General features: G+C 42.2%; 15 protein-coding genes. 5 read left to right on the forward strand and 10 right to left on the reverse strand.

What is annotated here, in order from left to right; genetic code table 11:
• The first annotated feature begins 114 nt into the window (after positions 1–114).
• Positions 115–492 carry a tetratricopeptide repeat protein gene (locus OSCIL6407_RS0100195; RefSeq protein WP_234709915.1) on the forward strand — a complete coding sequence of 126 codons (378 nt, stop codon included), beginning with the start codon at positions 115–117 and terminating at the stop codon, positions 490–492.
• Positions 493–598: 106 nt separating this feature from the next.
• Here the strand turns inward: OSCIL6407_RS0100195 and clpS are convergent, their stop codons facing one another.
• From clpS to OSCIL6407_RS0100220, 5 genes are all read right to left on the reverse strand, one after another.
• Positions 599–892: an ATP-dependent Clp protease adapter ClpS gene (gene clpS, locus OSCIL6407_RS0100200; RefSeq protein ID WP_007353823.1), complete on the reverse strand. Its 294-nt coding sequence runs from the start codon at positions 890–892 to the stop codon at positions 599–601.
• Between the two features lie 242 nt (positions 893–1,134).
• Positions 1,135–2,430, reverse strand: coding sequence for a CO2 hydration protein (locus tag OSCIL6407_RS0100205; RefSeq protein WP_007353822.1), 1,296 nt, complete (start codon positions 2,428–2,430; stop codon positions 1,135–1,137).
• Between the two features lie 68 nt (positions 2,431–2,498).
• On the reverse strand, positions 2,499–3,098 hold the full coding sequence (locus tag OSCIL6407_RS0100210) for a CDP-alcohol phosphatidyltransferase family protein (RefSeq protein ID WP_007353821.1): 600 nt from the start codon (positions 3,096–3,098) through the stop codon (positions 2,499–2,501).
• Positions 3,099–3,119: 21 nt separating this feature from the next.
• Positions 3,120–4,622: an NADH-quinone oxidoreductase subunit M gene (locus OSCIL6407_RS0100215; RefSeq protein ID WP_007353820.1), complete on the reverse strand. Its 1,503-nt coding sequence runs from the start codon at positions 4,620–4,622 to the stop codon at positions 3,120–3,122.
• A gap of 151 nt (positions 4,623–4,773) precedes the next feature.
• Complete coding sequence (locus OSCIL6407_RS0100220; protein WP_007353819.1) at positions 4,774–6,639, reverse strand: NAD(P)H-quinone oxidoreductase subunit F; 1,866 nt, start codon at positions 6,637–6,639, stop codon at positions 4,774–4,776.
• A 362-nt stretch (positions 6,640–7,001) separates the two neighbouring features.
• Between OSCIL6407_RS0100220 and OSCIL6407_RS36815 the strand changes: the two genes are divergently transcribed.
• The gene (locus OSCIL6407_RS36815) at positions 7,002–7,130 is read left to right on the forward strand and encodes a DUF4214 domain-containing protein (RefSeq protein ID WP_007353817.1); all 129 of its coding nucleotides are present in this window, start codon (positions 7,002–7,004) and stop codon (positions 7,128–7,130) included.
• Positions 7,131–7,274: 144 nt separating this feature from the next.
• Entirely contained in the window at positions 7,275–7,928 is a 654-nt protein-coding gene (locus tag OSCIL6407_RS0100235; RefSeq protein WP_007353816.1) for a glutathione S-transferase family protein, read from the forward strand.
• A gap of 94 nt (positions 7,929–8,022) precedes the next feature.
• On the opposite strand, the gene OSCIL6407_RS0100240 is transcribed toward OSCIL6407_RS0100235, so the two are convergent.
• From OSCIL6407_RS0100240 to OSCIL6407_RS0100255, 4 genes are all read right to left on the reverse strand, one after another.
• The gene (locus tag OSCIL6407_RS0100240) at positions 8,023–8,940 is read right to left on the reverse strand and encodes a glycosyltransferase (protein WP_007353815.1); all 918 of its coding nucleotides are present in this window, start codon (positions 8,938–8,940) and stop codon (positions 8,023–8,025) included.
• A gap of 92 nt (positions 8,941–9,032) precedes the next feature.
• Entirely contained in the window at positions 9,033–12,080 is a 3,048-nt protein-coding gene (locus OSCIL6407_RS0100245) for an ATP-binding protein (RefSeq protein ID WP_007353814.1), read from the reverse strand.
• 670 nt (positions 12,081–12,750) lie between these two features.
• Positions 12,751–13,848 carry a phospho-N-acetylmuramoyl-pentapeptide-transferase gene (mraY, locus tag OSCIL6407_RS0100250; protein ID WP_007353813.1) on the reverse strand — a complete coding sequence of 366 codons (1,098 nt, stop codon included), beginning with the start codon at positions 13,846–13,848 and terminating at the stop codon, positions 12,751–12,753.
• Between the two features lie 249 nt (positions 13,849–14,097).
• A complete protein-coding gene (locus OSCIL6407_RS0100255) occupies positions 14,098–14,346 on the reverse strand; it encodes a DUF3134 domain-containing protein (protein ID WP_007353812.1) in 249 nt (82 codons plus the stop codon).
• Positions 14,347–14,542: 196 nt separating this feature from the next.
• On the opposite strand from OSCIL6407_RS0100255, the gene OSCIL6407_RS0100260 reads away from it, so the two are divergent.
• Positions 14,543–16,216 (forward strand): glycosyltransferase family 4 protein, encoded by a 1,674-nt coding sequence (locus OSCIL6407_RS0100260; protein ID WP_007353811.1) that lies wholly within the window; start codon positions 14,543–14,545, stop codon positions 16,214–16,216.
• Positions 16,217–16,576: 360 nt separating this feature from the next.
• On the forward strand, positions 16,577–17,161 hold the full coding sequence (locus tag OSCIL6407_RS0100265) for a PAP/fibrillin family protein (RefSeq protein ID WP_007353810.1): 585 nt from the start codon (positions 16,577–16,579) through the stop codon (positions 17,159–17,161).
• Positions 17,162–17,309: 148 nt separating this feature from the next.
• On the opposite strand, the gene OSCIL6407_RS0100270 is transcribed toward OSCIL6407_RS0100265, so the two are convergent.
• Complete coding sequence (locus OSCIL6407_RS0100270) at positions 17,310–17,753, reverse strand: hypothetical protein (protein WP_007353809.1); 444 nt, start codon at positions 17,751–17,753, stop codon at positions 17,310–17,312.
• Positions 17,754–18,115: the final 362 nt, after the last annotated feature.

The following is an 18,115-nucleotide window of genomic DNA, read 5'->3' on the forward strand; positions in this document are numbered from 1 at the left end:
ATACAGCTATTTGTCTCAACCTCAAGTCAAATTCATTCAGTTTATTGAACAAAAATAAGAGGGAAATCGAACGCCATGAAATTGCTAAAGCTAGGAATAACAGGACTAATAGCAGTGGTAACAGTGTTAGGAATAGGTGATTTTCAATATAGCCCAAATACTAAATATCTAATTACCAATTATGCCGCCTTAGCTCAAATTCCTACGGAACGAAAAGCAGAAGCAGATAGATTGTTCCAGCAAGGTATGCAGCAGTCACTTAGCAGTCAATTTCAGGCTGCATTAAAGTCTTGGCAACAGGCCTTAACCATATATCGGGAGATCAAAGACCCCAAAGGTGAAATGGATGCCCTCAGAAATCTAAGCAATACTTACTTTCAGATTGGTAACTACGATCGAGGTTTTGAGTATCAACAACAGTCTTTGGCAATTGAAAGAGAGATGAAAAGGCAACAAGAGGAAGGTAACGATGGGACTGCAATCCCTAATTAACAATAGGGTGGCATAACTCATAAGTAGAAGGAAGAAGGAAGAGGGAAGAAGGAAGAAGGAAGAACGCTTATACAGCCAACTTTTTTGGCAACTTCAGCCGATGGTATTAAGCTTGCTCTAGCGGTGCCATCGTCAACCCAGCGCGACTGAGTTGCATATGATATAGTTCTGCCTGCTCTTGAGGGCCAACCCAAACAGTAGCTTGACCTTCATAGTGGACTTGATTAGTCAGTTTCCAGGCGCGATCGCTCGTCATCCCTGGAATATACTTAACTAGACATTCAGAAACGTGCTGAAACGTATTAAAATCGTCATTGAGTACGATCACCTTATAATTCGGATAAGGCTTGCGGGTAACTTGACTAGACCGGTCGGGAGCTATAGTAGGTGAAGAGGTCATCGCAGGAACGGTCGCTGAAACTACAGAAGTGATAACAGAGTTACCCGTGAGATTATAACACGATTACAACACAAGTATTTAATTATTTCTAAGCCTCATCATTAGTATTTGTATGGAGTAAGCTTTTTCCTCTAGAGCTTTGTAGTTTAAATTGGCAATTCCCCCAAGGGCAAGGCTGTTTCCTTCTCAATTTTTTTGTAGAATGAAACAGCCCTGCATTAATGGTGTTCAGGGGGATTTTTCTACCTGTAATCCTGTCGCTGAACATCTCGCAAACGAGCTTCTGGACGCTTGAATCGATCCATTTGAGCCTCAAAGAAACGGCGATTAGCCATTAAATTTGCCGGATTTGGATCGTCCAAAGGATATGAAGTAACCGTCCGCAAAGCTTGAATTACAGCCGAAGTCACATTGTACATCGAGCGCTGGAAAGTAATTCCCAATTGAATTAACATATCATCCTCACCCCGGCAATGTTGACGATAGTAATCCACCAAATAAGGCGGTAGAAAATGCAGCATATCCTGCATTAACAATGTCGGTGGAATCCCCGCAGTACCCACCGGAAAAACATCAGCATAAAGAATTCCATAATGGAAATCTTTCTGCTCATCAGGAACCTGTTTTGCCTGAGCATTATAAGATTTTGTACCCCGGAAAGGTGATGTGCGATAAAAAACCGCTTCCACATAAGGAAGTGCAGCTTCATGCAGCCAGGTAAAACCCTTTGATTTCGGAATAATTTCGTAGCATTCCCCGCGAATATAAACATGATGGTAAATGGGACGGCTAGCTACCGCAAAAATCCCATTTACTAGAAAATTCATCGCATCTGGAACACCTTTAAAACCTCCTTCATCATAGATGTCAGACATCTCAAAGAAAACGGGAGCCATCACTTCCCAAAACAAGCCTAAATTCGAGAAGTAAGACATTTGACGGCACTGTTCCAAAAACATATCTGGGAACAGTTTATAGAGCACCATCATCGGCGGATTGTATTTGAAATAAGCCCGAATTGCTTTATCAGCATTTGCCTTGTATTCTTCACTTTCCAGGTAATCGTTAAATCCTCCACCCATGCCTTGATGCCAAAGCATCGAGCGCATACATTCTTCCGCAAACTCCATGTTAATGCGATCGTGCCACAAATGGTGTAATAACTTTGGCATTTTGAAGGTTGCACCCTTCTCCATAAATGCCAAAAGTTCTGGATGTGCTGTAGCGGAGCCGCGCCAAACCCGCAACTCTGCATCATCACCAGCATAGTGATTGTGCAAATCTAAATACTCCTGCGGTATCAAGTATTTAAAGAAAGGAAAGGGGTCTAAAAATACACGCTCAGCGATGTAAAGTAAATCCCGCCAGTAGAAATCCATCGGCACAGCATAAGCTTTGTAAATGCCGATAATTTGCATCAGATTTTCAGGAGTATCTGGCAGCATTGACCCGCCCGCTTCTAATCTGTGAATGACTTCGGCAAATTCATGGTTAGAAGGAGGCAATTTTGTTGTAAGTTTAACAGAAGTTTCTACCATTTTGGGTTCCTTTAAATGTGAAGTTGACAATTACTCATGATTAATCTATATAGCTATTGGCTTCTAGATTAATTTTCAGGATTTGGTTGAGGAGAAATCAACTCGCGCCGTAACCGCAAGGCGTGAAAAATACTCAAGACATCGTGTTTCCACTCAGGTAACAGTAGCGTCATAGCAATTTCTTCTACTGTATGAATGAGAGCAGAAATAATCGTTAACCACAGGGGAATTCCTGCATAGTCAAAGCCAAATATCGCTATAGTAGCAACGAAAAGAGTTATTCCCCAAATCTTCGCTGAGTAGGTATGATAGCTGGCGGGTTTGCCATATTTCAGCAAGTTAACTGCCCACCATAATAACTGTGTAAAAACCACCGCTAGTAGCGGCCACTGAAACGCAATTAGTATTTGTCTATGAGTCAACCAAGCACTAGCGAATACACAGAGATAAAAGCAGACATCTGCCCAGCTATCGGCTTGACGCAATTGGGCATCGCTAGCACCAATTCGTCGCGCAATAACGCCATCAAAAATGTCAGAAAGAAATCCTGCCACATACCCAATGATGAACCAAATACTTGTTTTGCCGTCAATAGCATCCCAGAGTAAAAATGGGGCGATTGCAGCACGAAAGATAACTAAGGCAAGGGGAATATATTTGAGCATCATTGGTTTGTGGTTCAGGGTCGATCATTGATTTTTATATTGCATAGCTACTTGCGGATTGTTAGTAGCTGGAAGCGTAGCAACTATCGCATTTGTAGTTGCTTCAGTCCAGCGAACTAACCAACTTGGTTGCACTCCCAAAACAAAAATTGTGACGGCTAAAACCAAGGCTGGTAGGGTTTCAGCAAACTTGACTTTGGGATAGTAAGCCAATTTATTATCGAGCTTGCCGAAACAAGTCCTGTTCAGCAGAATTAGGAAATAAACTGCTGTTAACCCAGAGGCAAATATGCAAAGGAGAGTTGGTATGGGAAAGACAGAAAAACAACCTTGAAATACCAGGAATTCGGCAATAAAACCAACTAAACCAGGAATTCCAGCGCTTGCCATTCCGCCTAAAACTAGCAGGGAACTAATTAACGGTAAACCTCGAACTGGGTTCATCAAACCGTTGAGAATATCCAAATCGCGAGTCCCGACTTTAGTTTCAATTGCCCCTACTAAATAAAATAGTAAAGCCAAAATTAAACCGTGACTAACCATTTGAGCAACAGCGCCAACCATCGCCAAAGGTGTACCAGCAGCAGCAGCAACTAAAATGTAACCCATGTGACCGATGGAACTGTAAGCAACCATGCGCTTAATGTCTTTTTGCGCGATCGCACTCAACGCCCCATAAAGTACGCTGAAAGTGCCAATAATTGCTAAGCTAGGGGCAAGAATTGCCCAAGCTTCAGGTAACATTTGTAAGCCGAAACGGACTAAACCGTAAGCTCCTAACTTGGCAAGAATACCCCCCAGCATAATTACAACTGGTGTGGAAGATTCTACATAAGCATCAGGTAGCCAAGTGTGCAAAGGAACTAAGGGAATTTTGATCGCGAATCCTACTAACAGCACTATTAGTAGTATCAGTTGCGTACTCAAAGATAATGTTTGAGTGTGGATATCGCTGTAGTCAAAACTAGAAGAATGACTCAACCAAGCTGTACCTAAGAAAGCGGCCAGGACTAAGATTCCAGAAACAGCGGTATAAAGCAAAAACTTAATCGCTGCATATTCCCGTTTCTGACTACCCCAGATGGCAATTAAGAGGTAAAAAGGAATGAGTTCTAGCTCATAAAACAGGATGAACAGTAGTAAATTCTGAGCGACAAAAGCTCCCGCAATTCCGGCATTCACTAGCAACATTAAAGGGTAGTAAAGCCGGGGTCTTTCTACTGCGTCGCCGCTACCGTAAATCACAATTGCTGTGAGAAAACTGCTTAAAACTACCAGCGGCATTGATAAGCCGTCAACTCCCAAATTATAGTTTAAACCTAATTGGGGAATCCAAGGTAAATATTCCTGAAGCTGCAATCCTGAAGCTGTTAAGTCAAATTGAGTTAACAGCCATGCCGTCCACATAAAGATAGCAAAGGCGAAAGCTAATGCTATATAACGGAGACGATTAGCTGTTTGGTTTCCGGGCAAAAATCCGACGACAATAGCACCCAAAACGGGCAACCAGAGCAAGGTACTCAGCATAGTTTTACCGTGAAGTCTAAAATTGCAAGTTGGCAGATTATAACTTTGTAACGCCAGCCTCTGGGCGGTCAAGTTACCGCTCAGAGGGCGGCGTTACAGTTATAGATGGTATTGAAATTACGCCCAGAGGAAAGTGTGAAAGTGAGATTTATTAGCCGCCAACTATCAGGGGAAGGCGAGATAGTAATGGCCAAGTTAATAACACCATCAAGCCAGCAACTCCGACTATAATTGTCAGAGCATAAAACTGAGTTTGACCGGAAACGTTGTACTTTAAACTTTGTCCGCTGAAAACAGTCGCCAGACCGACAAAATTTACCAATCCATCAACGAGGAAGCGGTCAATCCAGAAGATTGCTTTTGATACGATATCTACTACAAAAACGATGCTCACGCGGTAAAGTTGAGCGGTGTAAAGGTCGTAGGCAAAAAAGTCTTGTAATTGTTGGGAACCCAAACGCACTGGTTTAGCAAAGTTGTCATTTAGATAAACGAATGCTCCGCTACCGATACCGATCGCAGTTGAGGCTATCAATAAGCCAGCAACGACGAGATTAATGTTCGCTGCAATTGGTAATAGTTGCCACTGAATTAACATCAGCGGGACGTGAAGGGTGAAACCCATCAAAATCACCATTGGCAAAATAAACGGCCAGTGCAATTCAGGCGATCGCGCTGTCATTGCTGTCTTTGGTTTGCCACCAAAAATCAGGCTGAACTCCCGCGTTAAACTAAAAGCTGTTAAGGCATTGACGGCTAAAACAACTAAAAACAGCCAATTTCCGTCATTCCACAGGCGATCGCACATTTTCAGCATTGACCAAAAGCAGCCAAACGGAGGTACTGCTACCAATGCCGCAGCACCCACCACAAAGGCTATTCCCGATATCGGCCGCCGCGACCACAGACCGCCCATTTGGGTAAGATCCTGAGTGATGTTATTCCAAATAATGTTGCCAGTGCTCATCACCAACAGACTCATCGCGAAAGCGTAGGTAAATAGCAGTGTTAGCGCTGTCTCGCTTTGCTGCGTCCCTACTGCGATAAACACCAAACCCATGTAAGCGCTGACGGAGTAAGATAGAGCGCGTTTGCTGTCAATTTGGGCGATCGCAATTAAGGAAGCGCCCACAGCAGTCACTCCCCCCACAAAAATCATCGCTGCCACACCCACAGGGGACAATGCAATTACTGGTTGTAACTTAATCAACACCCAAGCCCCCGTTGATACCACGACAGTGTTACGCAAAATCGTCGCAGGCATGGGGCCTTCCATCGCCTCGTCTAACCACAAGTGCAAGGGAAACTGAGCGCATTTGCCCATCGGCCCAGCGATTAAAGCTAAGCTCAACAGCGTGGCAACTGTGGGATCTATAGTTGCAGTTTGCGCCCATGTCGCCAATTCAGTGAAATTCCAAGTACCTGCCAAAGGTAAAAGGGCGACTACTCCCATCAGCAGAATTAAATCTCCCACCCGCTTTGTTAAGAAAGCATCGCGGGCACCGGTAACTACTAAAGACTGGTTGAACCACAAACCAATCAATAGATAGGTTCCCAAGGTGAGAATTTCCAGAATGATGTAGCTGAAAAATAGCGAGTTGCACAACGTCAGGCTGCACATCCCCGCTTCAAACAGTCCCAGCATGGAATAAAACCGCGCCCAACCCCAGTCCATCTCCATGTACCCGAAAGCGAAAATCTGGGCAATCAGGTTTAAACCTGTCACCAAAACTGTCGCGCCGACGGTGACTGAAGAGATTTCTAGGGGGATAGTAAGGTCTAGACCGGCTACGTTGAGCCAAGGTATGAAGATTTCCTGCGACGGCTGATTCCAAGTCGCAGACAAAGCTAGCACTCCGTGGGCAAAAGCGATGAAGGTCAGGAGTGCATTTAGGTAGCCAGCAGGTCGAGGCCCTGTCAGGCGAGTAATACCGGGAAACCACAGGGCAGATAAGACAGCACCTATGAGGGGATAGCAGGGTATCAACCAAACGGTCTGGAGAAAGACTTGGGCCATTGGGATTACCTGTCAAGGGTTACAAAAAGTTAAAAATCTGAGAATGAGCCTGAGTTGCGATCGCCAAAGCAGGCACATCAAAATATTGTTATTAATTTTATATTAAGTTTTGCCTTGCTTTTTCATTTTTGATTAGACAACTTTGTAATGATCCCCCTAAATTTTGCTTATATAAATTTTTCTTATCTAGCATAGAATTAGCATTAATTTTGCTGGTTAAATACAGGTCTGGCTCTTTTTCGGAAATCACTAATCGCAATTTCTGGTCTGTTTACTAATAGCTCAGTGCGCTTTTATGTGGAAACTTTAAGTATAGAAATAACGTCTCCTTGTGAGTAAGATGGTAACTTTATATATTTGTTATGAACGAGCAATCTTTTTTACAAGCAACTCACAAACTCAACAATGAAGATTTTGTAGAAAAAGTTTACTGTACTTATTTAAAACGAGATTCTGATATTCAAGGAAAAAATTTCTTTCTTTCTTTCTAAATTAGAGGTGGTAAAATTACATTCGCACAGCGAACAATAACATACTTACGTTTATTTATATCTGACTATTTAAGTAGTCGGGCATAATTATTAGTGTTAGAGTTAGAATTGTAGACTCTATTCAAAAAACTTTGAGGTTTTCCCATGCTGACGCTTTATCACCAGCCGATTTCTTTCAATTCGCGCCGCGTTTGGATTACACTGCTGGAAAAAGGACTTGAGTTTGAACTGATAGAGATGAATTTAGATGGGGATCAGTTCAAGCCAGAGTTTTTGGCAATTAACCCTTTCCACCATATTCCAGTTTTGGTAGATGACGGCTTTAATGTAGTTGAATCTTTGGCAATTCTGGATTATTTAGAGGCAAAGTACCCTACACCGACAATGTTGCCAAAAGATGCAAAGGAAATCGCGATCGCGCGGATGGTGCAAATGGTGACAGTAAATGAGTTGTCGCCTGCTGTGATGGTACTATCTCCACAGATGTTAGGTTTGCCTGGAGGTGACGCGGAAAAAATCGAGATCGCTTTGCAGAAAATTGCGACAGTGCTAAAGTTTTTTGAGAATTTATTAGGCGATCGCCCTTTTTTTGGTAGCGAAAATTTAACTCTCGCTGAGGTGGTTGCGGGTACTGTTATACCTTGGCTACCGAGAGGTGGTGTTTCTTTGAGTGACTATCCGAAATTGAATGCTTGGTGCGATCGCTTGATAGCGCGTCCCGCCTGGAAAGCGACTCAGCCGACACCAGCATCAATAGAATGGATAAAATCTCGCATAGCAGCTCGAATGGGGCTGTAGAATAAGTCTCATGGAAAGAAACCGGGTTTCTTCATAGAATCTCCGCAGAGAATCGGAGATTTTTCTAAGAAACCCGGTTTCTAATCTCCTCCTGCTAAAATCGCTCAATTTCCCAGGCTTTTTCTGGGAGTTTTGCTTGTTGTTGTCCGCGCGATCGCGCCCAAACGTTGCACAAGCCAATGGGAGTATGGAATAATTCTGCTAGATTGGCTTTGCCAGCGATCGCTTTGGAGGATGCGATCGGCAATTCTTTCAACAACCATCGCGATAACCGATAAAAATATTCCCCTGCTGTTAATTCTCGCATCAAATCGACCCCGTGCAGTTCGTGCAAATACCTATTTGACTCCCCATAACGCCGCCACTGACTTTGCAATTGCTGGAAGCTAGATCGATGTCGATGACGGACGATCGCATCTTCAGCAAACTCTAATCTATAGGAAGTCTCGCGCAGAATTCGCCAACAGAAATCAGCATCGCCACCAGTGGTAAGATAAGGACGAAATAAACCCACTTTTTCCAAAACTTGCCTACGAACAGCTAAATTCGCAGTTTGACCGTAAGCACAAAAAGGATGAGCTAAAGTATGTTTCTGGGAAAGAGTATCCTCAATCGCGGCGTGTTGTTCCCAAATAGTTTTACCGGGAAGGGGGCTCACTTCACCAGCAACAATTCCCACATCGCGATCGGCAAATGGCCTAATTAAAGTTTCTAACCATTCTGGTTGAGGCCGACAGTCGGCATCGGTAAAAGCAATTATATCACCCTGGGAGGCGCGAATGCCTGTATTGCGGGCAGCATAGGAACTTTGAATTTTATTTTCGGTGAGGGAGTGAATAATAATTGTAGCTGTGGCGGCGGCTGTGAGAATGGCAGGAGTGCGATCGCTACTTTTATTATCTACCAGTAAATACTCTACTTGCTGGGCTGGATAAGTTTGAGCTTTCAGGCAATTAATTAAATCTGGCAAATCTTTCTCGCCATTATAAATAGGAATCACCACAGAAATCATTCAACAAACCTCCATATTAGTCCGCGTAGGCGGACTTTATTTGTGTAGGCGCGATTTCAATCGCCACGATATTTTTTCAAAAGGTCTATTCCTTAACAAATAGGAATAGCAATTATAAACTCCGTCCCTTGCCCAACTTCTGATTTACAAGTCAAAGTTCCCCGATGTTTTTCCACCACAATTTGATAGCTAATAGACAAACCTAAACCCGTCCCTTTACCAACAGCTTTTGTTGTAAACAAATAGTCAAAAACTTTCTCCCGAACCTTGGGCGACATTCCCACTCCATTATCTCCGATCCGAATCTCGACGCGAGCGCCTTCATTGATAATGGCTGTATGAATTGTAATTAAATTAGGATTGACTTTAATATCGGACAGAGTACGACCTAAATTCTGTTCTTCCAGGGCATCAATTGCATTAGTAAAAATATTCATAAATACCTGATTTAATTGTCCGGCATAGCACTTGACTAATGGTAAATTTCCATACTCCTTAATTATTTTAATCTCTGGACGATCTGGATTGGCTTTGAGGCGATGTCCTAACAACATCAACGTACTGTCTAATCCCTCATGAATATCCACACTTTTAAGATCGGACTCATCTAATCTCGAAAAAACCCGCAAAGACATTACAATTCCTCGGATGCGTTCCGATCCTACCTTCATAGATAATAATATTTTCAGTAAATCTCCCTGAAGAAATTCCAGTTCCATTTCTTCAATTTTCTCCTGAATTTGAGGAGTTGCTTGCGGAAACTCAGCTTGATAAATTGCAATCAAATCTAGTAAATCTTGAACATATATCCTAATATATTCTAAATTTCCATAAATAAAGTTAACAGGATTATTGATTTCGTGTGCAATTCCTGCTACAAGTTGTCCTAAGCTAGACATCTTTTCAGTCTGAACTAACTGCGCTTGAGCGTATTTTAAATTGCTCAGAGCTTCTGACAATTCAGCAGTGCGTTCCTCGACACGGCTTTCTAGATCGCGAGTGAGCTGTTGCAAAGCTGTTTCTGCTCGTTGTCGCTCTCTAATTTCCTGTTGAAGTTGCAGATTTTGCTTATCCAATCCTGCTTCTGCTAACTCCCTACTCTCTTCGCTTAACACTAACCACCAAGTAGCAATACCAGTTAACACTAACAACAAGGCATACTGTAACAGAAAAACTCCGATTAATGCCTCAGCAGTCGTTTCTGGAATTTCAGGAGATCGGACAACTCCTAAATAGTAAACTAAACCAAAGATTGCTCCTGTTAAAGAAGAGATTAACACAAAAATCTCTAGAAATGTTGCCAGCCTAAGACCTAAACGCGGAGAAAATTTTTCTTTAAAAATAGATTGCCCAATGGCCAGAGTCATAGTTTCTATCGTCGCACTTGCAGTCTTACATTTATCTCCGCACCGAGCATCTAAGCTACAACAAAGCGAACAAATTGCTCCGTCATAAACCGGGCAAAATGCCATATCTGCTGGCTCATATTTCTGTTCGCAAATACAGCAAGGTATCAAAGATTCTTGACTGATGCTGAGTTCTCCCCAATCTCTCTTAAAAACCGGGGTTAAGATTCCCTCCTTAAGAAGGGAAGCTAGAGCCGAGCGAGATTTAAGACTATTAGTTAGTAAATCCGGGGAATCAAAAACAGAGTCAAATTTAGCTGTTTGCCGATAAACATTTTCGCGGGCAATGTAATACTTACCTTGAGTAATTACAGCTATAATTGGAGATAGAATAAAGGCTAACACTAGGGCAATAAAAGGTGCATAAGCCTGAGCATAAATGCCAAAAATTCCCACAAAAGCGATGATTGAGATCGTGGAGGCGATCGCCATTGAGCCAAATCCTACGGGATTGAAATTGTAGAGATAAGCCCGTTTAAATTCAATGTACGATGGGCTTAAGCCTAGTGGTTTATTAATTACTAAATCCGCTACTAAAGCTCCAATCCAAGCAATCGCCACATTCGAGTATAGTCCCAAAACGGCTTCTAGGGTTTCAAAGACTCCCATCTCCATCAACAATAACGCGATCGCAACATTGAAAACCAGCCAAACCACTCTCCCCGGATGGCTGTGAGTGAGTCGAGAAAAAAAGTTTGACCAAGCTAACGAGCCTGCATAGGCATTGGTAACATTGATTTTGATTTGGGAAATAATCACAAATAGTGTAGCAATAGATAAAACCACGCTGGGATTAGAAAATATATAGGCAAATCCTGCTGAATACATTTGAATTGGCTGTTTAGCACTAGCAATCGCCACGCCGTGACTAATCGCCAAAGATGCTAAAAATGCTCCTCCTAACTGTTTTGCTACTCCCAAAACTATCCAGCCGGGCCCAGCTACTATTACTGCGATCCACCACCGAAAACGATTATCTTTTTCCTGATTTGGGAGAAAACGTAGATAGTCAACTTGTTCGCCTAATTGAGCAATTAAAGAAAAAGATACCGTTGCTGCTGAACCAAATAATAACGGATCAAATGCCGCTCCGCTCGGTGATTCTCCGGCAAATTTAAACCAATTGGCAAGAGCATTAGGCTCTTTGTAAAGCACAAAAATATAGGGAGCAATCATTAATATTAGCCAGATGGGTTGAGTCCACAACTGCAACTGGTTAATTAATGTCACTCCGTAAAAAACTAAGGGAATAATAATTAGGGAACAAAGTACATAGCCGATGGGTAAAGATAGGTGAAAATATAGTTCCAATGCCTGAGCCATAATCGCTGCTTCTAAGGCAAAGAAAATAAATGTAAAGGAAGCATAAATCAGCGAGGTGATTGTAGAGCCAATGTAACCAAATCCTGCTCCTCTCGTTAATAAATCTATATCAATATTATATTTTGAAGCATAGTAGGCAATTGGCAAACCTGCAAGAAAAATAATTGTGCCGACAGTAATAATTGCCCAAAAAGAGTTAGCAAAACCATAACTAATTAGCAGGGAACCACCGATGGCCTCTAGAGCTAGAAAAGAAATACCTCCTATAGCAGTGTTGGCAACTAGAAACTCTGACCATTTCCTGAAGGATTTGGGAGCGTAGCGGAGCGAATAATCTTCTAGGGTTTCATTAGCTACCCAAGTATTGTAGTCTCGCCGCTCTTTAACAATCTTGCGGTTTGGTGCAGCCATAATCAATGATAAGTTTACTCAACAAAAAAACATGAACGCTGTTGTGAATAGTTCCAAGTTTATACGGTAAATACAAAATTTTTATTGTTAATTAGCACCCTAGATTTAATGATATATGAATTAGCTGATAAGCACAGTATCATGTAATACATATTAGCTCGGATCTCGAAGTATTTACCCTTTCTTTTTCTCTCTATATAGACTTTGGCTATCTAGCAAAAACAAAGGTATTAGCATATTATTAATTACTTATATAATTAAGTTTATTAGCTTCTACATTCTGCGAAATTATGCGAATAGAGATAATGCAATGTAAATTGAATGCAAATTTTCAGCCTAGCTAGTTTCTAGCATTGTAGATAAGTAGTCGGACATAATTAAACTCCGGGTGGGCGCTCGCCGCGCATTGCCTGTAACTCATAGAAGAAGATGGTTGCGGCGAGCGCCCACCTGTGCATTTTATAGCGTTTATTTATGTCCACCTACTTAATTAAATATTTCATTTTTTTATTTTCAGCCATTTTAGATAATTATAGCAACTGCCAAAACTTTGAGGAAAGATGTTTCGTAAGGCCGCCCTCGCTCGGTAATTTACCGCAAGCGACGGCGGCGTTACGTAAGTTATCAAAGAAAACAGTCGGTTTTTGTAACTTACTCTACTGCCAAAGGTTTAATGACTGATGACTAAGCTGATGATAACTAGAATCAGATTAATTGCGTAAAAGCTACCAACAACTTGAGTTTCTGACCATCCAGACAGTTCTAAATGATGATGTAATGGAGCCATTTTTAACAAGCGTTTACCCACACCGTCGGGTCCTTTCGTAGCTTTGTAATAGCCAACTTGGGCGATTACTGACATCGTTTCTACAAATAGAATCCCGCTGATAATTAATAGTAACCACAGAGTATTAGTAAGAAGTGCAATAGCTGCTAAAGCACCTCCTAAAGCTAAGGCTCCTGTATCGCCCATGAACACGCGGGCAGGGTTGCGATTCTGAGTAACAAAGCCTAAGCAACTGCCGCTAATACAGGCGCAAAAAATCATTAATTCTGGGGAAATCTCTGCAACAGATGCACCTAAACCCAGGAAAGCGATCGCACCTAAACCGCCCATTAATCCATCAATACCGTCGGTAATATTTGTAGCATTGCTTTCGGCTACTAATACAAATGTAGCTAAGGGCCAGAATAACAAACCCAAGGGTAATGCTACACCAAAAGGCAAAGCAACAGTTGTGAGAATTGTCGGTTGGCGAAATGCTAGCCAGAGACAAAATAGGACAGAAAAACTAATTTGCAATGCCAATTTCATCTGCGGTGAAATGCCTTTGTTAGACTTGCGGCGGAGGATTTGCCAGTCATCTAGCCAGCCGATGAAAGCATAAGCTAAGGTTACAACTGATACAGCAATAACATCGGAGTTAAACTTAGACCATAAAAGCGCGATCGCCACCCCCGTAGGCACAAAAAATATGCCGCCCATTGTTGGCGTTCCCGCCTTCTGCAAGTGAGCTTGCGGGCCGTCTTCGCGAATTATTTGCCCTGCTTTGAGCTGCTGGAGTAAAGGCACAATCCAGTAGCCTAAAATAGTTACAGCTACAGCAGAAATAGCTAGGGGTAGAAATAGAGATTGCTCTATATTTAAAAATCTCCCAGCAGTCCAATCTAAACCAATGGCGGAAACGCTTAAGCACAGCCCCAGCAACAATAATAGGGTTGTTCCTGAAAGGTTAAAAGGCTTGCTAAAAGATAGTTTTTCGTCCACAAAATCTTCCTCACCACTCCCTAAAATATATCCATTGAAAAATCACAAAATCAGGAATCATGAATTGGGAAGTAGGGAGAAAGAGAAAATTTAATTAGGAATTATGAACTGAGGATCAAACAATTAAGAGGAAAGATTGATTCACAAAGTCAAGCGCTACGCGCAGGCTACGCCAACGCAATGACATCAGCATTCCTATTCAATTTAATTTTCCTTCTTCCTTCTTCCTTCTTCCTTCTTCCTTCGTTCTTACATATCGTCATCTACTTCGATCGCGTCCTCAACATCATCATCAAGGTCATCATAAGGACTATCATCACCGCCCATCAAATCTGTGATTTCTGGTTCTGCATCTAAGACATAATCGGGTTCTTGGTTATCCCGCGCCAACAGGCGACCTGTTGCTTCCAACCACTCTAGAAGCGAAGATTCTTGCTTTAGAGGAATGACCTCAGCAGGCTCATGGCGAGGTATTTGACGCAGAGAAGGGTTATACATTGATTATTTATCCAAAAAACGCGATAGGGTAGAAGGCATTTGGCTTATGGTGTGGGTCTTAGGAATTGGGATTGTTGAATATCCGCCCATCTGCGATCGCGCATCCGCTTCGTGCGGCTAGTCCCCAGTCTCCCTCAGCCGATTTGCCCCTAGATATTTTAATCTAACACTATCCTATCGGACAATAAATCAGAAAATGACTATTAGTGCAGCTATTTGGTACACAAAGGACGGTTACGACACCAGCGGAACCAGACTTCTCGGCCGCCATTCGGCAGGAGAAGGGTTTCTCAAAAGCTTAGTGCAACACGGAACTGGTGAATATCTCTACTGTTACACAGAAAGCCAAGAGACCTTTAGCGAGTTTTGCGATCGCATCCGTCCTTGGTTAGAACAACCTCGAAAAGTCCGGTGGATTCCCACCGCCGAACCTCACTTGCTAGCTCAACCTGGCCTACTTTATCGACCCGATCCTAATCTCTCCGAGATGGCATGGGTGCGTCGATTTGCCAACCAGCGAGCTTATAGTATTTGCGGCGTTACTCACACGATCGCGACTAAGTACGTGATGGAAAGAATCGGCGAATTACTAATAGCACCAGTTCAACCTTGGGATGCTTTAATCTGCACTTCTCTAGCTGTTAAAGTAGCAGTAGAGGCAGTATTAGAAAATTGGGCAGAATATTTAGCAAATCGCACTGGTGGCCAACCTCAAACTTCCATCAAATTGCCCATTATTCCCCTGGGAGTTGATTGTAGTATTTTTCCCCAAGGTCTTGAAGCAATTAATGCTCGCAACCAGCAACGACAAGCACTTGGAATTCCTGCCAAGGATATTGTAGTCTTGTTTGTTGGGCGATTAACTTTCTCTGCAAAAGCTCATCCAGTACCAATGTATATGGCTCTAGAAAGGGCAGCACAAAAGGCAAATGCTAAACTTCATTTAATCCAGGCTGGTTGGATTGAAGATCCGCGAGAAGAACCAGAATTTAAAAGTAGCGCTCAGGCTTTTTGTCCCTCAGTAAATCATGTTTTTGTGGATGGGCGCAAACCGGAAATCAGATCAAATATTTGGTCGGCTGCTGATATTTTTATTTCCTTATCAGACAACATTCAAGAAAGTTTTGGGCTGACACCAATTGAAGCAATGGCTAATGGTTTGCCAGCAGTTGTTTCAGATTGGAACGGCTACAAAGAATCTGTCCGGCATGAAATAGATGGTTTCCGAATTCCCACCGTGAGCCCCGCAGCAGGTTCTTGCTTAGATTTGACAATCAACTATGCTGATAACAGCTTAAATTGGCCAACTTATATGGGTCATACTTCAATGGTGACAGCAGTTAATATTGATGCCTGTACAGAGGTATTGAACAAATTAATTGCTAGTAGTGAATTAAGGCGCAAAATGGGAGAAAATGGGCGGCAGCGCGTCAAGGAAATTTATGATTGGAAAGTGGTAATTGCTGCTTATGAGCAGTTGTGGAAGGAATTAGCAGAAATACGGGCTACCATGCCGGAATCTATGCCTTTAAAATCAGATAGACCACCTTATCCACTTTGCGACGATCCATTTAGGCCATTTAGCCACTATCCCAGTAAAAACCTCAGCAATGAAATGGTAATTAGTTTAGGTAAGATGGCGACACCGGAACGGTTGAAGGAAATCCAGAATATGTGGATAACTAGCTTTGGTTCAGAAAGGAGAATACCTGTTACTATTCAGATAGATATTGTGGATGCGATTAAACAAGAGGGCGCTATGAGTGTCGGGGAAATTCTCAGACGCTATGCTACAAATGACAAAGAATTAGCATATCTTCGTCGGACTCTGCTCTATCTGATGAAATTTGATATCTTAGTTAACTGTTAACTGTTAACTGTCAACTGTCATTGCGAACTCTGCGAAGCAATCGCAATAGCTTAAGTAGGACTCCCACAAACCCCGTAACGCCGCCTTCTAGGCGGTAAATTTAACCGCCTGGAAGGCGGCGTTACAGATAATTTTGGGTAAGTCCTGTTAAGATTACTTCAGGGTTTCCCAAGCTTAACTTTGTGAAAAAATTGTGGTTAGATTGGCTGACAATAGTATAGAATATATATTATTGAATCGGATACCTTGTGAGTGCTTCAATTGGCAAGCGCTACATACAGCCTTCGCCAACGTAATGATCGAAACTAACAACTAACAATTAACAACTAACAATTAACACTTAACAACTAACAAAAAGTTATGATTGGAAAATCTACACTATTAGAGGCGATCGCAGGTAAGAATCGGGGTTTGCTAGCTACAGAGACTGATAAGCAAGCAATTTTAGCTGCGATCGCGCAACTCGAAGACTACAACCCCACTCCGCGTCCTGTCGAGGCTACTGAACTCTTAAATGGCGATTGGCGCTTACTATACACTACCAGTAACGGATTGTTGGGATTTGATAAATTGCCCTTGATTAAATTGGGTCAAATTTATCAATCTATCCGCGCTAATGAAGCAAAAGTTTACAACATTGCCGAACTTTACGGCTTGCCTTTTGTTGAAGGAATAGTCAGCGTAGCTGCTAGATTTGAGGTGGTTTCAGAAAAGCGAGTTCAGGTCAAGTTTGAACGCTCAATTGTCGGTTTACAGCGGCTAATTAACTATGAATCGCCGGCAGATTTCATCGCTCAAATTGAGGCAGGTAAAAAGTTTGCTGCTGCCGATTTTAAGTTAGATAGTCGAGAACAGCAGGGATGGTTAGATATTACTTATTTAGATAGCGATTTACGGATTGGGCGCGGGAATGAGGGGAGTGTATTTGTTTTGACTAAAGGCTAAAATTCTGGGAAAAATGACAGAAAAATTATTACGTTTTAATGATACATTAAAACAAAAAAAGCATCTTTCTTATAAAAGAAAGACGCTGTTTAAAATTTACAACCTTGTTAGGCAATTACCCTACAAAAAAGTCAAACCGACAAATTACTTATCGGCAAACAGCACGATTATTAGCATTTCTCACAATCGTACCCACAGCACCATTAATCTGCACAGGATTACCCGTACTAACTCGGATCAAGCGAGGTTGTTTCTTCAAGCAAGCTCTAACAGATTCACCCCAAGCAGAAAGTGCTGCGGTATATTCCGATCTAATCCGGGGGACATCATCCGCAGTCAACCCTTGAGGAATTGCAGCGGGACGGAACTGATCCGTGAGAGGGTGATCTGTAGTTACAGTTGTATCAGTCGCAACATTGGTAATCACCGGAAAATCAAAGGCTTTTGGCAATGTTCTATCAGGTAGTTTACCTGGTAGCGCCTGATACTTCATCGAGCCACCCTTGTAGTCAAAATTTGATTGTGCCAAAGCTGGTAAGGGTATACTGGCTAATAGAACGGTGCAGCAACCCCAAAAGAATTTTGATTTCACAATACTCGTCTCCTCTTTATAGAATTTGCACGTTTGTATCTAGACCCAAAAAAGTCATCTACCTTCCATTGAAGAAGCGCCTGATACTTTTGAGCCTTTGAGGTCGATTCTAACCTACCTAAACTTATATCAGACATCCCCAGAAAATTTAAAACCAACTTCAACCCAAAACTGTAGAATCGCCTCAGTTGATCTTGAGATTCTATCATCCAAAACGATCGCCCCATCAGGTTTTGGGATTGACAAGATTGATTTATTTCCACAAGATGTCCTTGGGAACCTTATCAAATTTTCTCCCAGATATCAAGCTTTGTGTACCCAGAGTTAGCGAAAAATAGCGATCGCAGTTAACTTACCGTTTA

Source organism: Kamptonema formosum PCC 6407 (assembly GCF_000332155.1).
GTDB classification, from domain to species: domain Bacteria; phylum Cyanobacteriota; class Cyanobacteriia; order Cyanobacteriales; family Microcoleaceae; genus Kamptonema; species Kamptonema formosum.